This is a genomic window from Streptomyces sp. NPDC039423 (assembly GCF_055598725.1).
Genome location: NZ_JBVKAH010000005.1, coordinates 339,887 through 357,762 on the forward strand (window position 1 = coordinate 339,887; position 17,876 = coordinate 357,762).

Annotated in this window: 15 protein-coding genes; all 15 read left to right on the top strand. The window is 74.4% G+C overall.

The annotated features are described in order from the left end of the window. Positions 1–204: 204 nt before the first annotated feature. The 15 genes from ACZ7LK_RS18905 (at position 205) to ACZ7LK_RS18975 (ending at position 17,845) form a co-directional block, all read left to right on the top strand. Entirely contained in the window at positions 205–2,031 is a 1,827-nt protein-coding gene (locus ACZ7LK_RS18905) for an IucA/IucC family protein (RefSeq protein WP_471141985.1), read from the top strand. After that, positions 2,028–3,566: a pyridoxal phosphate-dependent decarboxylase family protein gene (locus tag ACZ7LK_RS18910; protein WP_471141987.1), complete on the top strand. Its 1,539-nt coding sequence runs from the start codon at positions 2,028–2,030 to the stop codon at positions 3,564–3,566. Before ACZ7LK_RS18905 ends, ACZ7LK_RS18910 begins: the two co-directional genes overlap by 4 nt. Then, positions 3,563–5,359 (top strand): IucA/IucC family protein, encoded by a 1,797-nt coding sequence (locus tag ACZ7LK_RS18915; RefSeq protein ID WP_469461404.1) that lies wholly within the window; start codon positions 3,563–3,565, stop codon positions 5,357–5,359. Before ACZ7LK_RS18910 ends, ACZ7LK_RS18915 begins: the two co-directional genes overlap by 4 nt. Then, the gene (locus ACZ7LK_RS18920) at positions 5,356–5,943 is read left to right on the top strand and encodes a GNAT family N-acetyltransferase (protein WP_471141990.1); all 588 of its coding nucleotides are present in this window, start codon (positions 5,356–5,358) and stop codon (positions 5,941–5,943) included. The genes ACZ7LK_RS18915 and ACZ7LK_RS18920 overlap by 4 nt, the downstream gene beginning before the upstream one ends. Next, the gene (locus ACZ7LK_RS18925; RefSeq protein ID WP_471141993.1) at positions 5,940–7,265 is read left to right on the top strand and encodes a lysine N(6)-hydroxylase/L-ornithine N(5)-oxygenase family protein; all 1,326 of its coding nucleotides are present in this window, start codon (positions 5,940–5,942) and stop codon (positions 7,263–7,265) included. Before ACZ7LK_RS18920 ends, ACZ7LK_RS18925 begins: the two co-directional genes overlap by 4 nt. A gap of 232 nt (positions 7,266–7,497) precedes the next feature. Continuing rightward, entirely contained in the window at positions 7,498–8,001 is a 504-nt protein-coding gene (locus ACZ7LK_RS18930; protein ID WP_392274184.1) for a GNAT family N-acetyltransferase, read from the top strand. 587 nt (positions 8,002–8,588) lie between these two features. Then, positions 8,589–9,416: a helix-turn-helix transcriptional regulator gene (locus ACZ7LK_RS18935; RefSeq protein WP_392274185.1), complete on the top strand. Its 828-nt coding sequence runs from the start codon at positions 8,589–8,591 to the stop codon at positions 9,414–9,416. A 47-nt stretch (positions 9,417–9,463) separates the two neighbouring features. Continuing rightward, on the top strand, positions 9,464–10,348 hold the full coding sequence (locus ACZ7LK_RS18940; protein WP_392274186.1) for a sterol desaturase family protein: 885 nt from the start codon (positions 9,464–9,466) through the stop codon (positions 10,346–10,348). A 429-nt stretch (positions 10,349–10,777) separates the two neighbouring features. Further along, a complete protein-coding gene (locus tag ACZ7LK_RS18945; RefSeq protein WP_471141997.1) occupies positions 10,778–10,924 on the top strand; it encodes a hypothetical protein in 147 nt (48 codons plus the stop codon). Positions 10,925–11,001: 77 nt separating this feature from the next. Beyond that, positions 11,002–12,285, top strand: a complete 1,284-nt coding sequence (locus ACZ7LK_RS18950; RefSeq protein ID WP_471141999.1) for a sensor histidine kinase — start codon at positions 11,002–11,004, stop codon at positions 12,283–12,285. Next, positions 12,276–12,923 carry a response regulator transcription factor gene (locus tag ACZ7LK_RS18955; RefSeq protein WP_319727792.1) on the top strand — a complete coding sequence of 216 codons (648 nt, stop codon included), beginning with the start codon at positions 12,276–12,278 and terminating at the stop codon, positions 12,921–12,923. Before ACZ7LK_RS18950 ends, ACZ7LK_RS18955 begins: the two co-directional genes overlap by 10 nt. An 82-nt stretch (positions 12,924–13,005) precedes the next feature. Next, complete coding sequence (locus tag ACZ7LK_RS18960; RefSeq protein WP_471142002.1) at positions 13,006–13,695, top strand: DUF4097 family beta strand repeat-containing protein; 690 nt, start codon at positions 13,006–13,008, stop codon at positions 13,693–13,695. An 85-nt stretch (positions 13,696–13,780) separates the two neighbouring features. Further along, the gene (locus tag ACZ7LK_RS18965; RefSeq protein WP_392274190.1) at positions 13,781–14,524 is read left to right on the top strand and encodes an ABC transporter ATP-binding protein; all 744 of its coding nucleotides are present in this window, start codon (positions 13,781–13,783) and stop codon (positions 14,522–14,524) included. Next, a complete protein-coding gene (locus tag ACZ7LK_RS18970; protein WP_471142005.1) occupies positions 14,518–17,058 on the top strand; it encodes an ABC transporter permease in 2,541 nt (846 codons plus the stop codon). Before ACZ7LK_RS18965 ends, ACZ7LK_RS18970 begins: the two co-directional genes overlap by 7 nt. A 136-nt stretch (positions 17,059–17,194) precedes the next feature. Further along, positions 17,195–17,845: a phosphoribosyltransferase gene (locus tag ACZ7LK_RS18975; RefSeq protein WP_471142007.1), complete on the top strand. Its 651-nt coding sequence runs from the start codon at positions 17,195–17,197 to the stop codon at positions 17,843–17,845. Positions 17,846–17,876: the final 31 nt, after the last annotated feature.

Here is a 17,876-nt window from a genome sequence, read left to right on the forward strand (position 1 = left end):
CACCTCCTTGGAGAGCGGGGGCAGGGCCCTTCCCCGCCCGGGTCCAGCCGACGGTCCGTCATGGCTGACGTTGCGTCAGGCGTCAACTGGCCTGGCGTGGCTGAAAGTTGACCTTGTCCATTAGGTAAGCCTAACCTAATCTAAGCCCGCTTGGACGTCCAGGCGTTCGAGCGCACTGATCCGGACAGACATCGGAGCCGCCTGATGCCCACCCCCGCCGACCATCCCGTTCCCGCGCTGCCCGATGTGGCCCCCGCGGCCTGGCGCGAGGCCAACCGGCGCCTCCTCGCCAAAGCGATCGGTGAATGGTGCTTCGAGGACATGCTCAAGGCGGTCGGGACCGGCGACGGCGGGTACCGCGTCGACCTCGACAGCGGCACCACCTACGCGTTCGAGGCCACCCCCGGGGCCTTCGGCTGGCTGCGGGTCGACCCGGCGTCCATCACCCGCACCGCCACCAGCATGCTCGGGAACGCCATCGCCCAACCCGCCTGGGACGCCCAGCAGTTCCTCATCGAGGCCGCCTCCACCCTCGGCACCGACCCCTCGACCGTCGCCACCTACTTCACCGAGCTGTCCGCCACCCTGGCCGTCGACGCCGCCCGCATCACCCACGGCGGCGAGACCGTGGCGGAACTGCGCGCCCTGGACCACACCGAGCTGGAATGCCGGATGACCGGGCACAACCTGCTCGTCGCCAACAAGGGCCGCATCGGCTTCTCCGCCACCGACGTCCGCGCCTACGCCCCCGAGTCCGCGCGGTCGCTGGCGCTCCTGTGGGTGGCCGTGCACCGCGGCCTGGCCGAGTTCCGGGGCACCTCCGAACTGTCCGAGAGCGACGTCCTGGCCCGCGAACTGGACGAGGAGACCCGCGCCCGGTTCACGGCCGTGCTCCAGGCGGCGGGCGTCGACCCCCAGGGCTACGTCTGGATGCCCGTGCACCCCTGGCAGTGGGACCACGCCGTCCAGGTCCTGCACGCCGCCGACGTGGCGCAGCGCCGCGTCATCCCGCTGGGCGAGAGCCCGGACGCGTACCTGCCCGGCCAGTCCATCCGGACGATGGCCAACGTCACCACCCCCGAGCGGTACGACGTCAAACTCCCCCTGAAGATCCTCAACACCCTGGTCTGGCGCGGCATCCCGCCGCACTGCACCATGGGCGCGCCCGTGGTCACCCAGTGGCTGCGCGGGCTCGTGGAGCGGGACGCCTTCCTGACCGAGGAGTGCCGCACCGTCTTCCTCGGCGAGGTGGCCTCGGTGACCGTCCGGCACCCCTACCTCACCCGGCTGGAGGACACGCCCTACCAGCACCTGGAGACGCTCGGCTGCATCTGGCGCGAGTCGGTGTCATCGCGCAAGGACCCCGGCGAGCGGGTGCGCACCTTCGCGTCCCTGCTCCACGTCGACAGTGCCGGTGACGCGTTCGTCGCCGAACTCGTCCGCGCCTCCGGGCTCGACCCGCGGGAGTGGCTGCGGCGCCTCTTCGACACCCTCCTGGTGCCGGTGATGCACGTGCTGTACCGCTACGGCGTCACCTTCAACCCGCACGGGCAGAACACCCTGATCGGGTACGACGGGAACGACGTGCCGGTCCGCCTGTACCTGAAGGACTTCGTGGACGACGTGTGCGTGTCGTTCACCGACGTGCCCGAGCGCGGTCCCGAACCGGACGGCCACGACCACGTGCTTCCCCGCAAACACCCCTCGATCATCAAACAGCACGTCGTCGACCAGGTCTTCGTCGGCCACTTCCGCTACCTCGCGCCCCTGTGCGCCGACGGCCTCGGCGTGCCGGAGAAGGAGTTCTGGGGCCTGGTGCGGCGGACGATCCTCGACTTCCAGAAGCGGTTCCCCGAGCTGTCCGAGCGGTTCGCCGAGTACGACCTGCTCACCCCCGAGATCCCCCGCTACGGCCTCAACCGCGACCGGATCGTGGTCACCCGCTACACCGACCGGGCGCTGCGGCACGCGCTGTACCCGAACGGCACGCACCCCAACCCGCTGGCCGAGCACCGAGGAGACCGGGCGTGACCCCGCTGACCAGGACGCGACCCCCGCAGTCCCCCTTCGCACCGGCCCTGCTCGCCGGCTCCCACGACGGGCTCGCCGAGGTCCTCGCCACGCTCGCCGAGGCGGTCGACACCGCGTCGCACGCGCGCCGGCCGGACGGCCCCGTCCCGGCGGGCGCCCCCGCCGACGTCCTCGCCGCGGCCGCGCGGGCGCTCGGCCCCGCCGAACTGCCCGCGGAGGGGCTCGGCCCCAAGGCCGCGCTCCAGTTGCTGACCACGGTGCTGGTCGAGCACGGCATCGACCTGTCCCACCCGCGCGCCGCCGCCCATCTGCAACCGCCGGCGCTGGCGGTCGCGGTCGCCGCGGACGCCCTGGCCGGCGCCGGCAACGCCTCCCTGGACACCTACGACTCCGGCGCCTCCGCCCTGGCGGTCGAACGCTGGCTCATCGACGCCCTGATCCGGCTGGCCGGGCTCGGGGAGCGGGCCGATGGCGTCCTCACGCCCGGCGGGTCCCTGTCCAACCTGATGGGCCTGCTGCTCGCCCGGGACTCCGCCGCGCTGCGGCGCGGCGTCGACGCCCGCGCGCACGGGGTGGCCGCGCTGCCGGGCCCCGTGGTGTTCTGCTCCGAGCTCGCCCACTTCTCCACCCACCGCGCCTGCGCCGCCCTCGGGCTGGGCGAGGCCGCCGTACGCCCCGTACCGGTCGACGCGCACCGGCGGATGCGGCCCGACGCGCTCGCCGCCGCCCTGGCCGCGCTGGGCCCGGACCGGACCCCGATCGCGGTGGTCGCCACCGCCGGCACCACGGACTTCGGCTCGGTCGACCCCCTGCCGGAGATCGCCGAGATCGCCGCGGAGCACGGGCTGTGGATGCACGTCGACGCCGCGTACGGGTTCGGCGCGCTGTTCTCCGAGCGGCTGGCCGGACGCCTGGCGGGGCTGGAGCTGGCCGACTCGGTCACCCTGGACCTGCACAAGATCGGCTGGCAGCCGGCCGCCACCAGTGTGCTGCTGGTCTCCGACACGACCGCGTTCGCCTCCCTGGACCGGCAGGTCGCCTACCTCAACCCGGCCGACGACGCCGATGCCGGGTACGACGGCCTCCTCGGCCGCAGCCTCCAGACCACCCGCCGGCCCGACGCGGTGAAGGCCGCCGCCACCCTGCTGGCGTACGGCCGCACCGGCCTGGGCCGCATGGTCGACACCTGCCACGACCTGGCCCGCCACGCCGAGCGGCGCGTCCGCGCGGAGCCCCGGCTGGAACTGGTCGCCCCGGCCGAGCTGACCACGGTGGTCTTCCGCTACCGCAGCGCCGACCCGGCCGCGTCGGACCGGCTCAACGGGGCGCTGCGGCGCACCCTGCTGGAGTCCGGCACCGCCCTGGTCGGGCGCACCGAGGCGGCCACCGGCGGACCGGGCTCGCCGGCCCGGGTGTGCCTGAAGTTCACCCTGCTCAACCCCACCGCCACCACCGACGACATCGACGGGCTCGTGGACACCGTCCTCGACGCCGGCCGCACCTGTGAACGACTCTTCGAGGAGGGCGCCGCATGAGCATCACCACCACGGCGGCAACCACCACCCCGGCCGGCGCGGCCGACCCGCTGCACACGCTCGACCCCCGGGGCGCCGCCGAGCACGCCCACGTCGAGGCCCTGCTCCGGTGCTGGCTCCGCGAGACGGGGACGCCCGTGGCACCCGGCCCGCTCCGGGTGGAGCTGCCCACCGCCGGGCTCGCCCTGGTCACGGAGGTGACGCACCGCTCCCCCACCGGCTGGCACCGTTTCGCGCCGACCCGTCTGGAGGGCCCCGGCGGACCGCTCGGCCCGGTCGCCGACCCGGTGACGGCCGTCGCCCTGCTGTCCACCGAGGCCTCGGTGCGCGGCGGCGGCCGGCCCGGCGGGGTCCCGGCCGGTGAGGTCGCCGACCTGGTGGAGCGCACCGCCGAGTCCGTACGCCGGGTCGCCGCGTTCCTCACCGACCGGCGGGCCCACCCGCAGCCGCCGCCCGGGGTCGACGGCTTCCTCGACGCCGAACAGGCGCTGCTGCTCGGCCATCTGCACCACCCCGCGCCCAAGAGCCGTGACGGGATCTCCGACCACGAGGCCGCCGCCTTCTCGCCCGAGCTGCGCGGCTCCTTCCGGCTGCACTGGTTCGCCGCCGACGCCTCGGTCGTCTCCCACGACGCGGTCGAGGGGGCGCCCTCCCTGGCCGGCCGGGACACCGTCGCGCTCCTCGCCGACCTGGCCGGACGGCGCCCGGACGACGGCCGGGTCCTGGTGCCCGCCCACCCATGGCAGGCCCGGGACCTGCTCCACCGGCCCCGGATCGCGGCGCTCGTCGCCTCGGGGGCGCTGGAGCCGCTCGGCGAGCTGGGCCCGGAGTGGTGGCCGACGTCCAGCGTGCGGACGGTGTACCGGCCGGGCGCCGAGGTGATGCTGAAGCTCTCCCTCGGGCTGCGGCTGACCAACTCCCGCCGGGAATCGACGCGCACCGAGCTGCGGCGCGGCCTGGAGGTCAACCGGCTCCTCGACGCCGGATACGCCGACAGCACCTTCCTGGCGCACCCCGGGTTCGCCATCACCCGCGACCCCGCCTGGCTCGCGGTGGACGAGCCGGGCCGCCCGGAGGGCCCGGAGGTGACCGGCCTGGACGTCGCCGTGCGCGAGGTACCGGACGGCGTCGGCGGACTGCGCTGCCTGGTGGGTCTGGTCGCCCCGCGCCCCGGTCTCGGCCGCAGCCTCCTCGGCGAGCTGGTTGCGGCGCTCGGCCCCGGCGCCGCCGAGCGGTGGACGGCCGACTACGCCGACACGGTCCTGGTGCCGATGCTGCACCTGTACGCCGCGACCGGCATCGGGCTGGAGGCCCACCAGCAGAACACCCTGGTCCGGCTGGACGGGCGGGGCCGGGTCACGGGCGCCACGTTCCGCGACAACCAGGGCTATTACCTGGCGGCGTCCCGTCTGCCCGGGCTGCTGGAGCGGCTCGGCGCGGACTCCTCCACGCTGGCCGTGGTCGACGACGCGCTGGTCGACGACCGGCTCTCGTACTACCTGCTGCGCAACCAGGCGCTGTCGGTCGTCGGCTGCCTCGCCGTCGACGGCCTGGCGGACGAGCGCGACCTGCTCGCCGTACTCGCCGGCCGGCTGCGGGCGGCACTGCCCGCGCTCGCGGAAGCCGGGCCGGACGGCGACCGGCTGGCGCGCCGCTGGCTGGAGGCGGACACCCTGCCGTGCAAGGGCAACCTGCTGACCCGGCTGCACGGCATCGACGAGGTCCTCGCCCCCCTGGACGCCCAGTCCGTCTACCTGGACGCCCCCAACCCCTTCCGGGAGGCCACGGCATGACGTCCGCGCACCAGCACCCGGCCACCACCGTGCCCGGTCCCCCGCTGCCGCTGCTCAGCGCCCCGTGGTCGGCCCGTGTCGCCCGCCCGGAGGGGGCCGACCTGGCCCTGGTGCACGGGTGGATGCGGTCCCCGCACATCGACGCCTTCTGGCACCAGGCGTGGCCCCGCGAGCGCTGGTACGAGGAGATCGCCGGGCACCTCGCGGGCGACGCGATCCTGCCGCTGCTCATCGACCTGGACGGCCGGCCGCTCGCGTACGTCGAGGTGTACCGGGTGGCACGGGACCGGCTCGCCGGACACTACGCCGAACTCCCGCACGACCTGGGCGTCCACATCGCCATCGGGGACGCGGACCGCACCGGCCGGGGCCTGGGCCGGACCCTGCTGCGGGTCCTGGCCCGGGGTCTGCTGGCCGCCGACCCGGCGTGCGTCCGGGTGGTCGCCGAGCCGGACGTCACCAACGTGCCCTCGCTGCGGGCGTTCGGGGCGGCGGGCTTCCGCCCCGCCGGGGAGGTCACCTTCCCCGAGAAGACGGCCGCCCTGCTCGTCCACCCGCGCACGGAGGAGGACATGCCCCGATGACCGACACCGTCCGGACCGCCGAGCACGACGTGGTGGCCATCGGCTGCGGCCCGTTCAACCTGGGCCTGGCGGCACTGGCGTCGACCGTGGACGACGTGGACCTCGTCGTCCTGGAGGAGCGGCCCGAGCTGACCTGGCACCGGGGGATGATGTTCGGCGACGCCTCGATGCAGGTGAACTTCCTCGCCGACCTGGTCACCCTGGTCGCCCCGTGGCACCCCCTGTCGTTCCTCGCCTACCTGCACGACATGGACCGGCTCTACACGTTCACCGTGCGGGAGAACTTCTTCCCGTCGCGCCGGGAGTACGAGGACTACCTGCGCTGGGCCGCGGCCAGGCTGCCCTCGGTGCGTTTCTCCCACCGGGTCGAGGAGGTGCGCTGGGACGCGGCGGCCGAGCGCTTCACCGTGGAGGTGGTACGCGGTGACGGCACCCGGCTGCGGATGCGCGCCCGCGACCTGGTGGTGGGCATCGGCACCGCGCCGTACGTCCCGGACGCGCTGGCCGGCCTGCCCGGGCCGGTGCTGCTGCACACCTCCGACTACCTGTACCGGACCGCCGACGTGGCCGCCGCCGGGAAGGTGACGGTCGTCGGTTCCGGCCAGTCGGGCGCCGAGGTGGTGGTGGACCTGCTCGGGCGGAACGTCGAGGGCGGCCCGGCCGTGAGCTGGCTGACCCGCACCTCGTCGTTCGCCCCGCTCGACTACACCAAGATGAACCTGGAGCTGACGACCCCGGCGTACATGGAGTACTTCCACTCGCTGCCCCAGGAGGTCCGCGACCGGCTGGTGGGCGAGCAGTGGCAGTTCTACAAGGGCGTCTCCACCGACACCCTGGAGGAGATCCACGAGCTGCTCTACCGGCGCCAGTTGGAGCACGGCCTGGCGGACGTGGAGCTGCGGTTCGGGATCACCGTCGAGTCGGCGTCCATGGAGGAGGGGTCCCGGGGGGTGGTGCTGACGTGCCGTCACCGGGACACGGGCGAGCGCTTCGAGCACACCACCGACCTGGTGGTGGCGGCGACGGGCTACCGCAACCGCACCCCCGGCTTCCTGGCGCCGGTGGACGGACTTGTGCGCAGGGACAGGCGGGGCCGTCCCCGGGTGCGCCTGGACCACTCCGTGGAGCTCGACGGGGCCGTCGGCGGGCGGGTGTTCGTGGCGAACGCCGAGATCCACAGCCATGGCGTCTCGGCGCCGAACCTGGACATCGGGGCGGTGCGCAACGCGACCATCCTCAACGCGATCACCGGCCGGGAGGCCTACCGCCTGCCGAAGCGCTCCGCGTTCACCCGCTTCGACGTGCCCCGGCACGCCTCCTGACCACGGGCCCGCCACGGCGGCCCGTCCCGACGGCCCGCCGGACCGGAGGCCTGACCACCCTCCGGTCCGGCGGGCACCTTGGTAAGATCATCGCTCCACCGGCACCGGCGAGGGAGGTTGATGAATATGGCCCGCCAGACGCCTCATCAGCATGCCCGGATCCGGGTCGCCGCGCGGCGCTAGCCGACGGAAGCGCGACCCGGCCCTTCTCCCGAACGACCAGGAGTGCCGCGTGTCTTCCCTTTCCCACCCCATCGATCCGACCACCGACCGCCTCGTGCTGCGGACGTGGACCCCCGACGACCTCGCAGCCGTGGCGGCCGGGGCGCACCCGCCGCACTGGGCGGAGGACTTCCCCGCCGAGGGCGACCGCGTCATCGCGGGCTTCATCGGCGAGCACCCCGAGAGCCTGGGCGCCTACGGCCAGCGCCTGGTCGTCGAGCGGGCCGGCGGCCTGGTCGTCGGCTCCATCGGCCTGTTCTGGCCGCCCGACGACGGCGTCCTGGAGATCGGTTACGGCATCGTCCCCTCCCGGCGCGGCCGTGGGTACGCCGCCGAGGCCACCCGCGCCCTGGTGGCGCACGCGCTGACCGCGCCGGGCGTGCACACGGTGTGCGCGACGGTCGAGCGGTCCAACCCCGCGTCCGCGCGCGTGCTGGAAAAGGCCGGATTCGCCCGCTGGAGCGAGGACGCCACGACTGCCCGCTTCCGCGTGACCGTGTCCGGTACGCGCTAGGGAGTGTCCGCCACGTCTCGCCTGGCCCGCGGTGTCCGGGCGGACGCCGATACGTTCCGGACACTCCCTAGGGAGCGTCCGATGGGTCGTATGAGCTGATCAGGGACGTGCGTGGCCTACTGTTCGCTGGAACGAAGGGGGCCGCATGGCGCGCGATACAGCCCCGAGGCAGAGGCGGGGATGAAGGGGATCACGTTTCCTGCCTGGCACGGAAAGCACTACGTGACGCCGGCTGAGCTACTGGTTCGCCTCGGCGGCTTCGGCCTCCGGCAAGGCTCGGCAGGTGGGCCGGTCACGGGCGGACGAGGACAGGTGGAGAGGATCACGCACATGAGCTTGGCAAAGGACCTCAGCCGTCCGCGTCGGCCCGACGCGTCAGGCCCCGTTCGGCGCCCGCGGATCGACGGGAGCGACGGCGTCCCGCGGTCGCTCCGTCCGCCCGTGGCCCGCCGTACGCGCGCCGCCGCAGGTGGTGGCGGACGGGTACCCGCCGGGGTCCTGCGGTCGGTCGGGGTTCCGGCGACCGCGCCGAAGCCCGTCACGGCCGGCCGGGTGGTACCGCCGGTGTCCACGCCGGCGCGGCAGCCTTGAGCACGAGCACCGTGGGGTCCTCGTCGTCGTCCGGGGGTGGTGCCGACGCGTGGCGGGTCGAGGTCGATGCGGCGCCGGGCCGCCTGGTCGTGGCCGGCGTGATCGGCAAGGCCCGGGAGCACGCGCACGCCGCCGTACAAGTACTGGCGTGCGGGTCCGGCAGAGTGCTGCTGAGCGACGGGCGGGACGAACTGCCCGTACGAGCCGCCGTCATCCCCGCCGGGCACGCGCATCGCGTGCGTCCGGCACCGGGGCCGCCGCCGATGGGGGTGATGGTCTACCTCGACGCGGACACCACCGCCGGACGCGCCCTGCACTCCACCGCGGCCCGTGGCGGGGTGGCCTGCTGGGCCGCCGCGGCGTCCGTGTTCACCGAGGCCGACCCGCCGCCGTCCGCCGTGTCCGCGGCGGGCGTGCTGCGGGCGCTGGACCGGCTCGGCGCCGCCGCCCCCGGCCGGCCCCGGCACCCGGCCCTCGCGGCGGCGCTGGCGGCGCTGCCGGGCGCGGTGGCGGACGGACCGGTGCGGGTGGGCGAGGTCGCCGCCCGGGCCGGGGTGTCCGCGAGCCGGCTGGGGCACCTGTTCGCCGAGCAGTTGGGCTGGTCGTTCCCGGCGGCGGTGCGGTGGGCACGGCTGCACGCCGCGATCGTCTCGGTGCGTGGTGGGGCGAACGCCACCGAGGCCGCGCACGCCGCCGGGTTCTCGGACAGTGCTCACCTGACCCGCGTGTGCAAGGCCATGTTCGGCATCACCCCCTCCCAGGCCCTGGCCGCCGCCCACTGGGCGCCGGCGGCCGACGGCCCTGATACGCGGCGGGGCCGGTAGCGGATCCGTTCAAGCCAGCCGGCCACCGCGGCCGCGAGGCTGCCGGTATGCCTGCAACGACCGCCGCGGCGCCCGCTGTCGCCCTCGCTCGATTTCTGGTCCGGTACGCGTATGTGCCCTTCATGCTGCTCGGCGTCAACGGTGCCGCCATCTGGCTGGTGAGCGCCGGAGCCCCGAAACTGTGGCTGCTGGTGCTGTTGGCGTTCGCGGTGGGCTGCTCGTTCGCCGCCGAACGCGTGCTCCCGTACCTGCCCGCGTGGAACACCCCGCGTGGGGACGGCCGCCGTGACACCGTCCACGCGTTCGTCAACGAGGTGTTCACCCTTGCCGGACTCGCCGTCGTGCCCGCGGCCGCCGCGCTCGCGCCGGCCCCGCGAGCGTGGCCGGACAACTGGCCGCTGTGGTGCCAGGTGCTGCTCGCCGTCGCCGTCGCCGACCTCGGCATCACCCTCGTACACCGCGCCAGCCACCACGTCGGCTGGCTGTGGCGGCTGCACGCCGTCCACCACAGCGTCACGCGCTTCTACGGCTTCAACGGTCTGATGAAGCACCCCCTCCACCAGAGCCTCGAAACCCTCGGGGGCGTCACCCCGCTGCTGCTGCTCGGCATGCCCCTCGACGTCGCCTCCGTCCTGGCCTTCGCCGTCGCCGTCCAGCTACTGCTCCAGCACTCCAACGCCGATTACCGCACCGGCCCGCTCACCAAGGTCCTCGCCCTCAACCAGGGTCACCGGTTCCACCACCTGAAATGGGCCGGCATCGGAGACGTCAACTTCGGCCTGTTCACCCTCGTCTGGGACCACGCCATGCGCACCTACACCTACGACCCGGACCGGCGGTTCACCTCCGAAGACCTGGGCATGGCCGCCAAACCCGACTACCCGGCCTCCTACCTCGCCCAGCTGGCCGAACCGTTCCGGCCCGGTCCTTGATCACGGCATGTGGCCACCGCCACCCACCCCCCCATGACCGGCCGGCCCGCGTCAGGGCCCGGTCGTGACGGGATCGACGAAGGGAGCGGTCCGCACCACCGCCCGGTGCCGATTCCGCGGCGGAAGAGAGCACGGCGGCGCTGCTGCGCCCCTATTTCCCGGGTGTCGCCGCCGTGGTGACGCTGCGGGTGGACGGCCGGGTGCAACTGACGCTCCGTCGGCGACCGGCCGCGCGGCTCGGGCGGGTACCGATCGGCTGGTTCTCCCGGCGCCGGACCGGTGAGCCGGCGAAGGTGGTGGGGGATGACGTCAGCGCGGTGCACCCGTTCATCGCCCACACCCCCGGCGAGCTGGTTTCCGCCTTCGTAATTCCTCTGGCGTCGCTGGTCCACCTTCGCCGACGGCGAGCCGATCCCGGCCGGGTACGTGGTGCGGTTACGCGACCGCGGTCCGGCGGCGGCGGTCGATGTGGACCGGCGGGCCGGTGATGTCATGGTGATCGACAAGATCCCGGTCGGTCACGGCCGCCGGCCGTACACCGGTCCGCGCCGGCTGCTGGCCGCCATGTCGGACTGAGCGACCGGGCCGGCCGGGCGGACCGGGCGGCGGCGCGGGACGCCGGACGACCGCAGGAAGAGATGGGGTGAGGGCGGATGGCGACGGCCGGGGTGAGCGGCGCGATACCGCGGCAGCCGTGGCGGGCGCTTCGGTCGGGCGCACTGTGGGGCGGCTGCGCGCATCTCGCGGCCGACGGGGCGATCGCCCTGGTGGCCGCGGCCCTCCTGCTCGCGCTGGTGGCGGGAATCGTCCTGCTGCCCGTCGCGTTGTCCGGCGTACCCGTCGTGGTCGCCGCGGGCTGGGCGCTGGGCCGGCTCGCGGCTCTGGAACGCCGCCGCTTCGCCGCGACCTGCCGGGTGGAGATCCCGGCGCCGCCCCGCGTCCGGCGGGTCGGGCCGTTGCTGCCCGCGTTGCGCTCGCTGGCCCGCGACCGCTGCGCGTGGCGGGAGCTCGGGTACTTCGTGGCGCTGATCCCGGTGTCGGTGGTGACCGGGGCGGGGGTCGCGCTGGCCTGGGCCGTGCCGCTCACGCTCGTGGCGCTGCCCGGCTACTACGACCGGCTGCCGCGTGGCGGGGCGGTCCTCGGCCCGGTCGCCGTGGACAGGGTCGGCGAGTCCCTCGTGGTCTCCGTGGCCGCTGTGCTGTTCGGGGTGTTCGTGTCGCCCGTCCTGGTGCGGGCCCTGGTGGCGCTCGACGCGGCGCTCGGGCGGGCCCTGCTGGCGCCGCCCCGGGATCTCGAGCTCACCGAGCGGGTGGTGCAACTGACGTCGAGTCGCGATCTGTTGCTCGCGGCCGTCGAGGCGGAACGCAAGAGGATAGAGCGCGATCTGCACGACGGGGCGCAGCAGCGGCTGGTGGCCGTGGCGATGACGCTGGGCCGGGTGGTCTCCCGTCTGCGCAAGTCGGGTGACGAGGCGACGCGGGAGATCGTGGAGGGCGCCCGCGAGGACGCCCGTGCGGCCATCACGGAGCTGCGGGAACTGGCCCGGGGTCTGCACCCTCCCGTGCTCGGCGACCGGGGCCTGGGCGCAGCGCTCACCGCCGTCGCGGCCCGCGCACCCGTACCGGTCACCGTGGACGTGGAGGCGGAGCCGCGGCCCCCGGCCGCCGTCGAGTCCGCGGCCTACTTCGTGGTGACGGAGGCGCTGACCAACGTCGCCAAGCACGCCGGAGCTTCCCGGGCGTGGGTGGAGATCCGCCGGGACGCCGACCGGCTCCGTGTGATCATCGGTGACGACGGTGCGGGCGGGGCGGATCCGGCCCGCGGCAGTGGGCTGGCCGGGCTGGCCGGGCGGGTCGCGGGGATCGACGGCACGCTGACGGTGACCAGCCCGCCGGGCGGCCCGACTCTTATCGAAGTGGATGTGCAATGCGGGTAGTGATCGCGGAGGATTCCGCCCTGTTGCGGCACGGCATGGTGCTGCTGCTGGGAGAGGAGGGTTTCGAAGTGGCGGCGGCGGTCGGCGACGGTGAGGCCCTTCTGGCCGCCGTGGCGGAACACCGCCCGGACGTCTGCGTCGTCGACGTCAGGATGCCTCCGACCTTCGTCGACGAGGGGCTGCGCGCGGCCCTGGTGATCCGCAGCCGCTGGCCGGGGACCGGGGTCCTGGTGCTCTCCCAGTACGTGGAGGAGCGGTACGCCTTCGACCTCGTGGGCGAGAACACCGGCGGGATCGGCTACCTTCTCAAGGACCGTGTCTCCGACGTGGACGACTTCGTCCAGACGCTGGAACGGGTGCGGGCGGGCGAGACGGTGCTCGACCCGGAGGTCGTCAAGCAGTTGCTGACACGCAGCCGCCGGCAGGACCCGCTGACGGCGCTGACGGCCCGGGAGCGCGAAGTACTGGCGCTGATGGCCGAGGGCGAGTCCAACGCGACCATCGCGACGGCCCTGACGATCACGCACAGCGCGGTGGGCAAGCACATCAACAACATCTTCGCGAAGCTGGACCTGCCCAAGGAGGACGGCGGCGGGCACCGGCGCGTCCTCGCCGTCCTGCGCTACCTGGGAGCCTGAGATCCGTACGTCAGCACGTCCGGCGTCGGCACGGGAACGCGGGTGGGCAGTCGGCGGCGGCCTCGCGCTGCTGGTCGTCACCGTGGCCTGCGCCTGCCTGGGCATCGTCGCCCTGCTCGCGGCCCCCCGCGGATTCGAGCAGGAGCTTCACGCCGATGCCGTGGGCAGTTCCCTGCTGGAGGTCGAGACCGAGGGCACCGCCGTCTCGCTGCGACCGGGCACCGATTCCGCTATACGGGTCACGGCGACGGGCACGTGGTCGGGCCCCCGGCCCGAGGTATCGGTCGGCGCGGGGGACGGCCGGGTCTCCGTGCGGGCCACGTGCCGCACGGGCTGCTCCCTGCGGCTGGACATCGCGGTCCCGGCGGGGCTGGCCGCCCGGGTCGGCGCGGGCTCCGGTGCGATCTCCGCCAGTGGTCTCGCCAGCCCGCTCGATCTGCGGACGGGCAGCGGGACCATCGACGTACGCGGTGCGGCCGGTCCCGTCGGGCTGCGCACCGACTCGGGCACCGCCACCGTCACCGACAGCCGTTCCTCCCGGGTGTCCGTGGAAACCCACCGGGGCGCGGTGCGGGGGGACTTCGCCGAACCGCCCGTCACTCTCGAGGTGTTCACGGACACCGGCGCGGTCGATCTCTCCCTGCCCGCCGGCACGGAGTACGCCGTCGAGACGCACAGCGACACGGCCCCGATGATCTCCCTCCCGGTCAACCGCACGGCCCGGCACGCCGTGACCGTGCGCACCGGCAAGGGCGGAATCCGCATCCACTGAACCCCTGGGGGTGGTGCAGGCACCACCCCCACAACTGATCCGCAGTTCATTGTTCCGCGATGGGCCGGAAGGTGTACTTGCCAACATGACCGCTACACGATTCGGTGTCGAACTCCGCTCCGTCGCGAAGACCTACCGTTCCGGACCCGAGCCCGTCGTGGGACTCGACCGGGTGAGCCTCGGCTTTCCGGTCGGCACCTTCACCGCCATCATGGGGCCGTCCGGATCCGGCAAGTCGACGCTGCTGCGCTCGGCCGCGGGACTGGAGGCCATCGACAGCGGAACCGTGCTCGTCGGCGGCACCGAGCTGGGCGGTCTGGGCGACCGGGAACTGACCGTGCTGCGCCGCGAGAAGATCGGTTTCGTCTTCCAGTCGTTCAACCTCCTGCCGTCCCTGACGGCCGCTCAGAACGTCATGCTTCCCCTCAAGCTGTCGGGCCGACGGCCCAAGAAGTCCGAGGTGCTGGCGGCGCTCGATTCGGTCGGCCTGGCCGACCGGGCCCGGCACCGGCCCGGCGAGCTGTCCGGCGGCCAGCAGCAGCGCGTCGCCATCGCGCGGGCGCTGATCAGCCGCCCCGCGGTCGTCCTCGCCGACGAACCGACGGGCGCCCTGGACACCAGGAGCGGGCGCGAGGTGCTCGGTCGGCTGCGCGCCCTCGCGGACGACGGCGACCGCGCGGTGGTCATGGTGACGCACGACCCGGTCGCCGCCTCGTACGCGGACCGCGTCGTCTTCCTCACCGACGGCAGGCTCGCCGGCTCTCTCGAGGCCCCGGCGGCCGAGCAGGTGGCCGCCCGTATGACCGGTCTGGAGGCCGTCGCATGCTGAGCGTCGCCTTCGCCACCCTGCGCGTGCGCTGGGTGTCCTTCGTCGGCACCTTCGTCGCGCTCGCCTTCGGTGTCGGGCTGATGGCGACGGCGATCCCGGTGATCGCCGCGACCGGCAGCGTCGTGGACTCCGCCCGGCAGCGCTGGTCGGAGGCGCCGGTCGTCATCGTCCCGAACAGCACGATCGACGTCGTCGGCACGTCCGGTCGGACCCAGAGCACGGCACTGCCCCAGCAGCCGGGCCTGACCCCGCAACTCGTGGCGGCCGTCGCCGCGACCGGTCGGGTCATCGAGGACCACAGCTTCTACGCCCAGCTCAAGGGCGGGCCCAAGGATCAGGTGGGGCGCGGCTGGTCGGCGCATGAGGCCGGTGGTTACCGCCTGGCGGGCGGCCGGCCGCCCGCCGCGGACGACGAGCTCGTGGTGGGCGGCGGTGACACCGCGCTCATCGGCAAGCGGCTGCGCCTGACGACCGGTACCGGACCGCGCACCGCCACCGTCACCGGTGTCACCGACGAAGTCCCCTTCGAGCACGCGCTGTTCTTCTCGGACGGCACGGCGACACGACTCTCCCCCGCCGTCGACGCCCTGGCCGCCTACGGACCGGCCGAAGAGGTGCGCAAGGCCGTGGCCGCGGCCGGCGGCGCCCGCGTCTCCGTCCTGACCGGCAGCGAGCGCGCCGTCGCCGACCCCCACCACCTCGTCCTGCTGGCCCAGAAGGACAGCGTGGACACGCCGCTCGGTCTGGCGGCCGGGGTGGCCGGTTTCGTCGCCGTCTTCGTCGTCGCCGGAACCTTCGCGCTGTCGATCGCGCAGCGCCGCCGGGAACTGGCCCTGCTGCGGCTGGTCGGATCCACTCGGCGTCAGCTCCGCCGCGTGATCTGGTGCGAGGCCGTGCTCGTCGGCGTGCTCGCCTCGGCCGCGGGCGCCCTGATGGGCCTGGCCGGTGCCCCGCTGGCCCGGGACTGGCTGGTGGACCACTCCCTCGTCACCCCGGACTTCACGGTGCCGGTGCCCTGGTGGTCGCCGCTGAGCGCCGCGGGCATCGGCATGTTCACGGCGCTGGCCGGCGTCATGGTCTCCTCCGTACGGGCGGGCCGGGTCGCCCCCGGCGAGGCGCTGCGGGACGCGGCGGTCGAACGGACCTCCCGGGCCGGGAACCTGGTGCGCTGGGTTCTCGGTGGGCTGGCCCTGGCCGCGGGCGTCGCCGCCGTCTCCGGTACGGCCGCCGTGCAGCCGGAGGCCGGCTCGAACGCCGCCGCGTCGGCCTCCCTGTGCCTGCTGATCGTCGGCGCTTGCGTCACCCTCGCCGGCGTGGTCGCCGGCCCGCTGATCAAGTTTCTGACGGCGCTGCCCACCGCGGCCGCCCGGCGCCGCGACCCCGACGCCGAGGAGGCGGGCGGCGTCGTGTGGACGACCGCCCGGCAGAGCGCGCTGACCGCGTTCCGCCGCACGGCCGCCACCAGCACCCCGGTGGTGATCATCATCAGCCTCGCCGGCTGCCTGCTGGGCACGATCAACACCATCAACGCCGCTGAGGCCGGCAATGTCCGCCGGCAGCTCTCCCGTGCGGACTTCGTCGTCTCGCCGGCCGGTACGCCGGGCCTGAGCCGGGCCGTGGTCCAGCGGGTGCGGTCCGTACCCGGGGTCACGACGCTGGTCAGCACGCCCACGACGCTGCTCGTCGACCGCGGCCCCAAGCCCGCGGTCGCCCGCTCGGCGGCAGCCGTCGACGCGGCGGCGCTGGAGTCCCTGTCCGCGCTGAAGGTGTCCGAGGGCTCGCTCTCCGCCCTCGGCCCCGAATCCGTCGTGGTGAGCAGCGTCTGGCCGGGTTCACCGCACGCCGGTGACACGGTCAAGCTCCGGCTGGCGGACGGCTCCCCCAAGGAGCTGCGGGTCGCCGCCGTGCTGGCACCGGGCAACGACAGCGTTCGGGCGTACGTGGACTCCGCGTACGCGGGCTCCGGCCTGCCGGGCAGGATCACCGTACGAGTGCGGGACGGCGCGGACCGCGCGGCGGCCGCGGCCGCCCTGGAAGCGGCGGTGCACGGTCTGGGGGCCAAGGTGAGCACCCCCGACGAGGTCTCGGCCGCGGCCACCGACGCCAACGCGGAGAGCTCCCGCATCGGCATGCTGATGATCCTCGGCCTGTCGGTCCTGTACGCGCTGCTCGCGCTGGCCAACACCCTCGTGATGACGGTCAGCGACCGTCGCCGCGAGCTGGCGATGCTGCGGCTCGCCGGCGCCACCAAGGGGCAGGTACTCCGGGCGGTGACGGTGGAGACGCTGATGTGCGTCGCGGCGGGCGCCGTGATCGGCGCGGCCGCCTCGGCCATCAGCATCACCGGCTCGTGGGCGGCACTGACCCGGCTGGTCGGCGAGACCCCGGCGATGGTGCCGTGGGTCCCGCTCGGCGAACTGCTGGCCGTGAGCGCCGCCATCGCGCTGACGGCAGCCGTGCTCCCCGCGGCCCTGGCCCTCCGTGGCGGCGACGGGCGCAGTATCCTCGCCGGGATCAGCGGCGAGGCCGGTTGATCCGCCGGTCCCCGCACGGCGGGTACCCCACCCGGCCGGGCGGCGGCCTCCCTCGGGGAGGTGGCGCCCCGGCCGGGTGGGGTACCCGGCCGGTGCGGGCGGGTCCACCCGCGGGCGACGGAAGGGAGGCGGCACCATGCGCTTCCAGGACCGCAGACAGGCCGGCCGGGAACTGGCCGCCCTCCTCGTCGAGCGGCAGCGGCGGGGCCGGCTGGACGACCCCGTCGTCCTGGCGCTGCCCCGTGGCGGCGTGCCGGTCGCGGACGAGGTCGCCGGGGCGCTCGGGGCGCCCCTGGACGTGCTGGTCGTCCGCAAGATCGGCGCTCCGTACAACCCGGAGGTGGGGATCGGGGCCCTGGTCGGGGACCAGCCGCCGGTCTTCGACGAGCGGGCGCTCTCGGTGCTCGGGCTGACGCCGGAGCGGCTGGGCGTCCAGGTCCGGGCGGAGCGGGACGAGCTGCACCGCCGGGAGCGGTTGTACCGTGCCGGCCGGCCGGCCCCGGAGCTGGGCGGGCGGGCGGTGGTGATCGTCGACGACGGGCTGGCCACCGGGGTCACCGCGCGGGCCGCGCTGCGGGCGGTGCGCGCCGCCGCCCCCGGCCGGCTGCTGCTGGCGGTGCCGGTGTGTTCCCACCAGGCGGTCATGGCGCTGGAGGGTGAGGCGGACGAGATCGTGTACGCGTACCTGCCGCCCCACTTCGATGCGGTGGGCCAGTGGTACGACGACTTCGCCCAGCTCACCGATGACGAGGTCGTCCGGACGCTGGGCGCGGCGCGCGGCGGCTGAGGTCCGGCGGGCGCCCGGGCCGGCCGGGTGC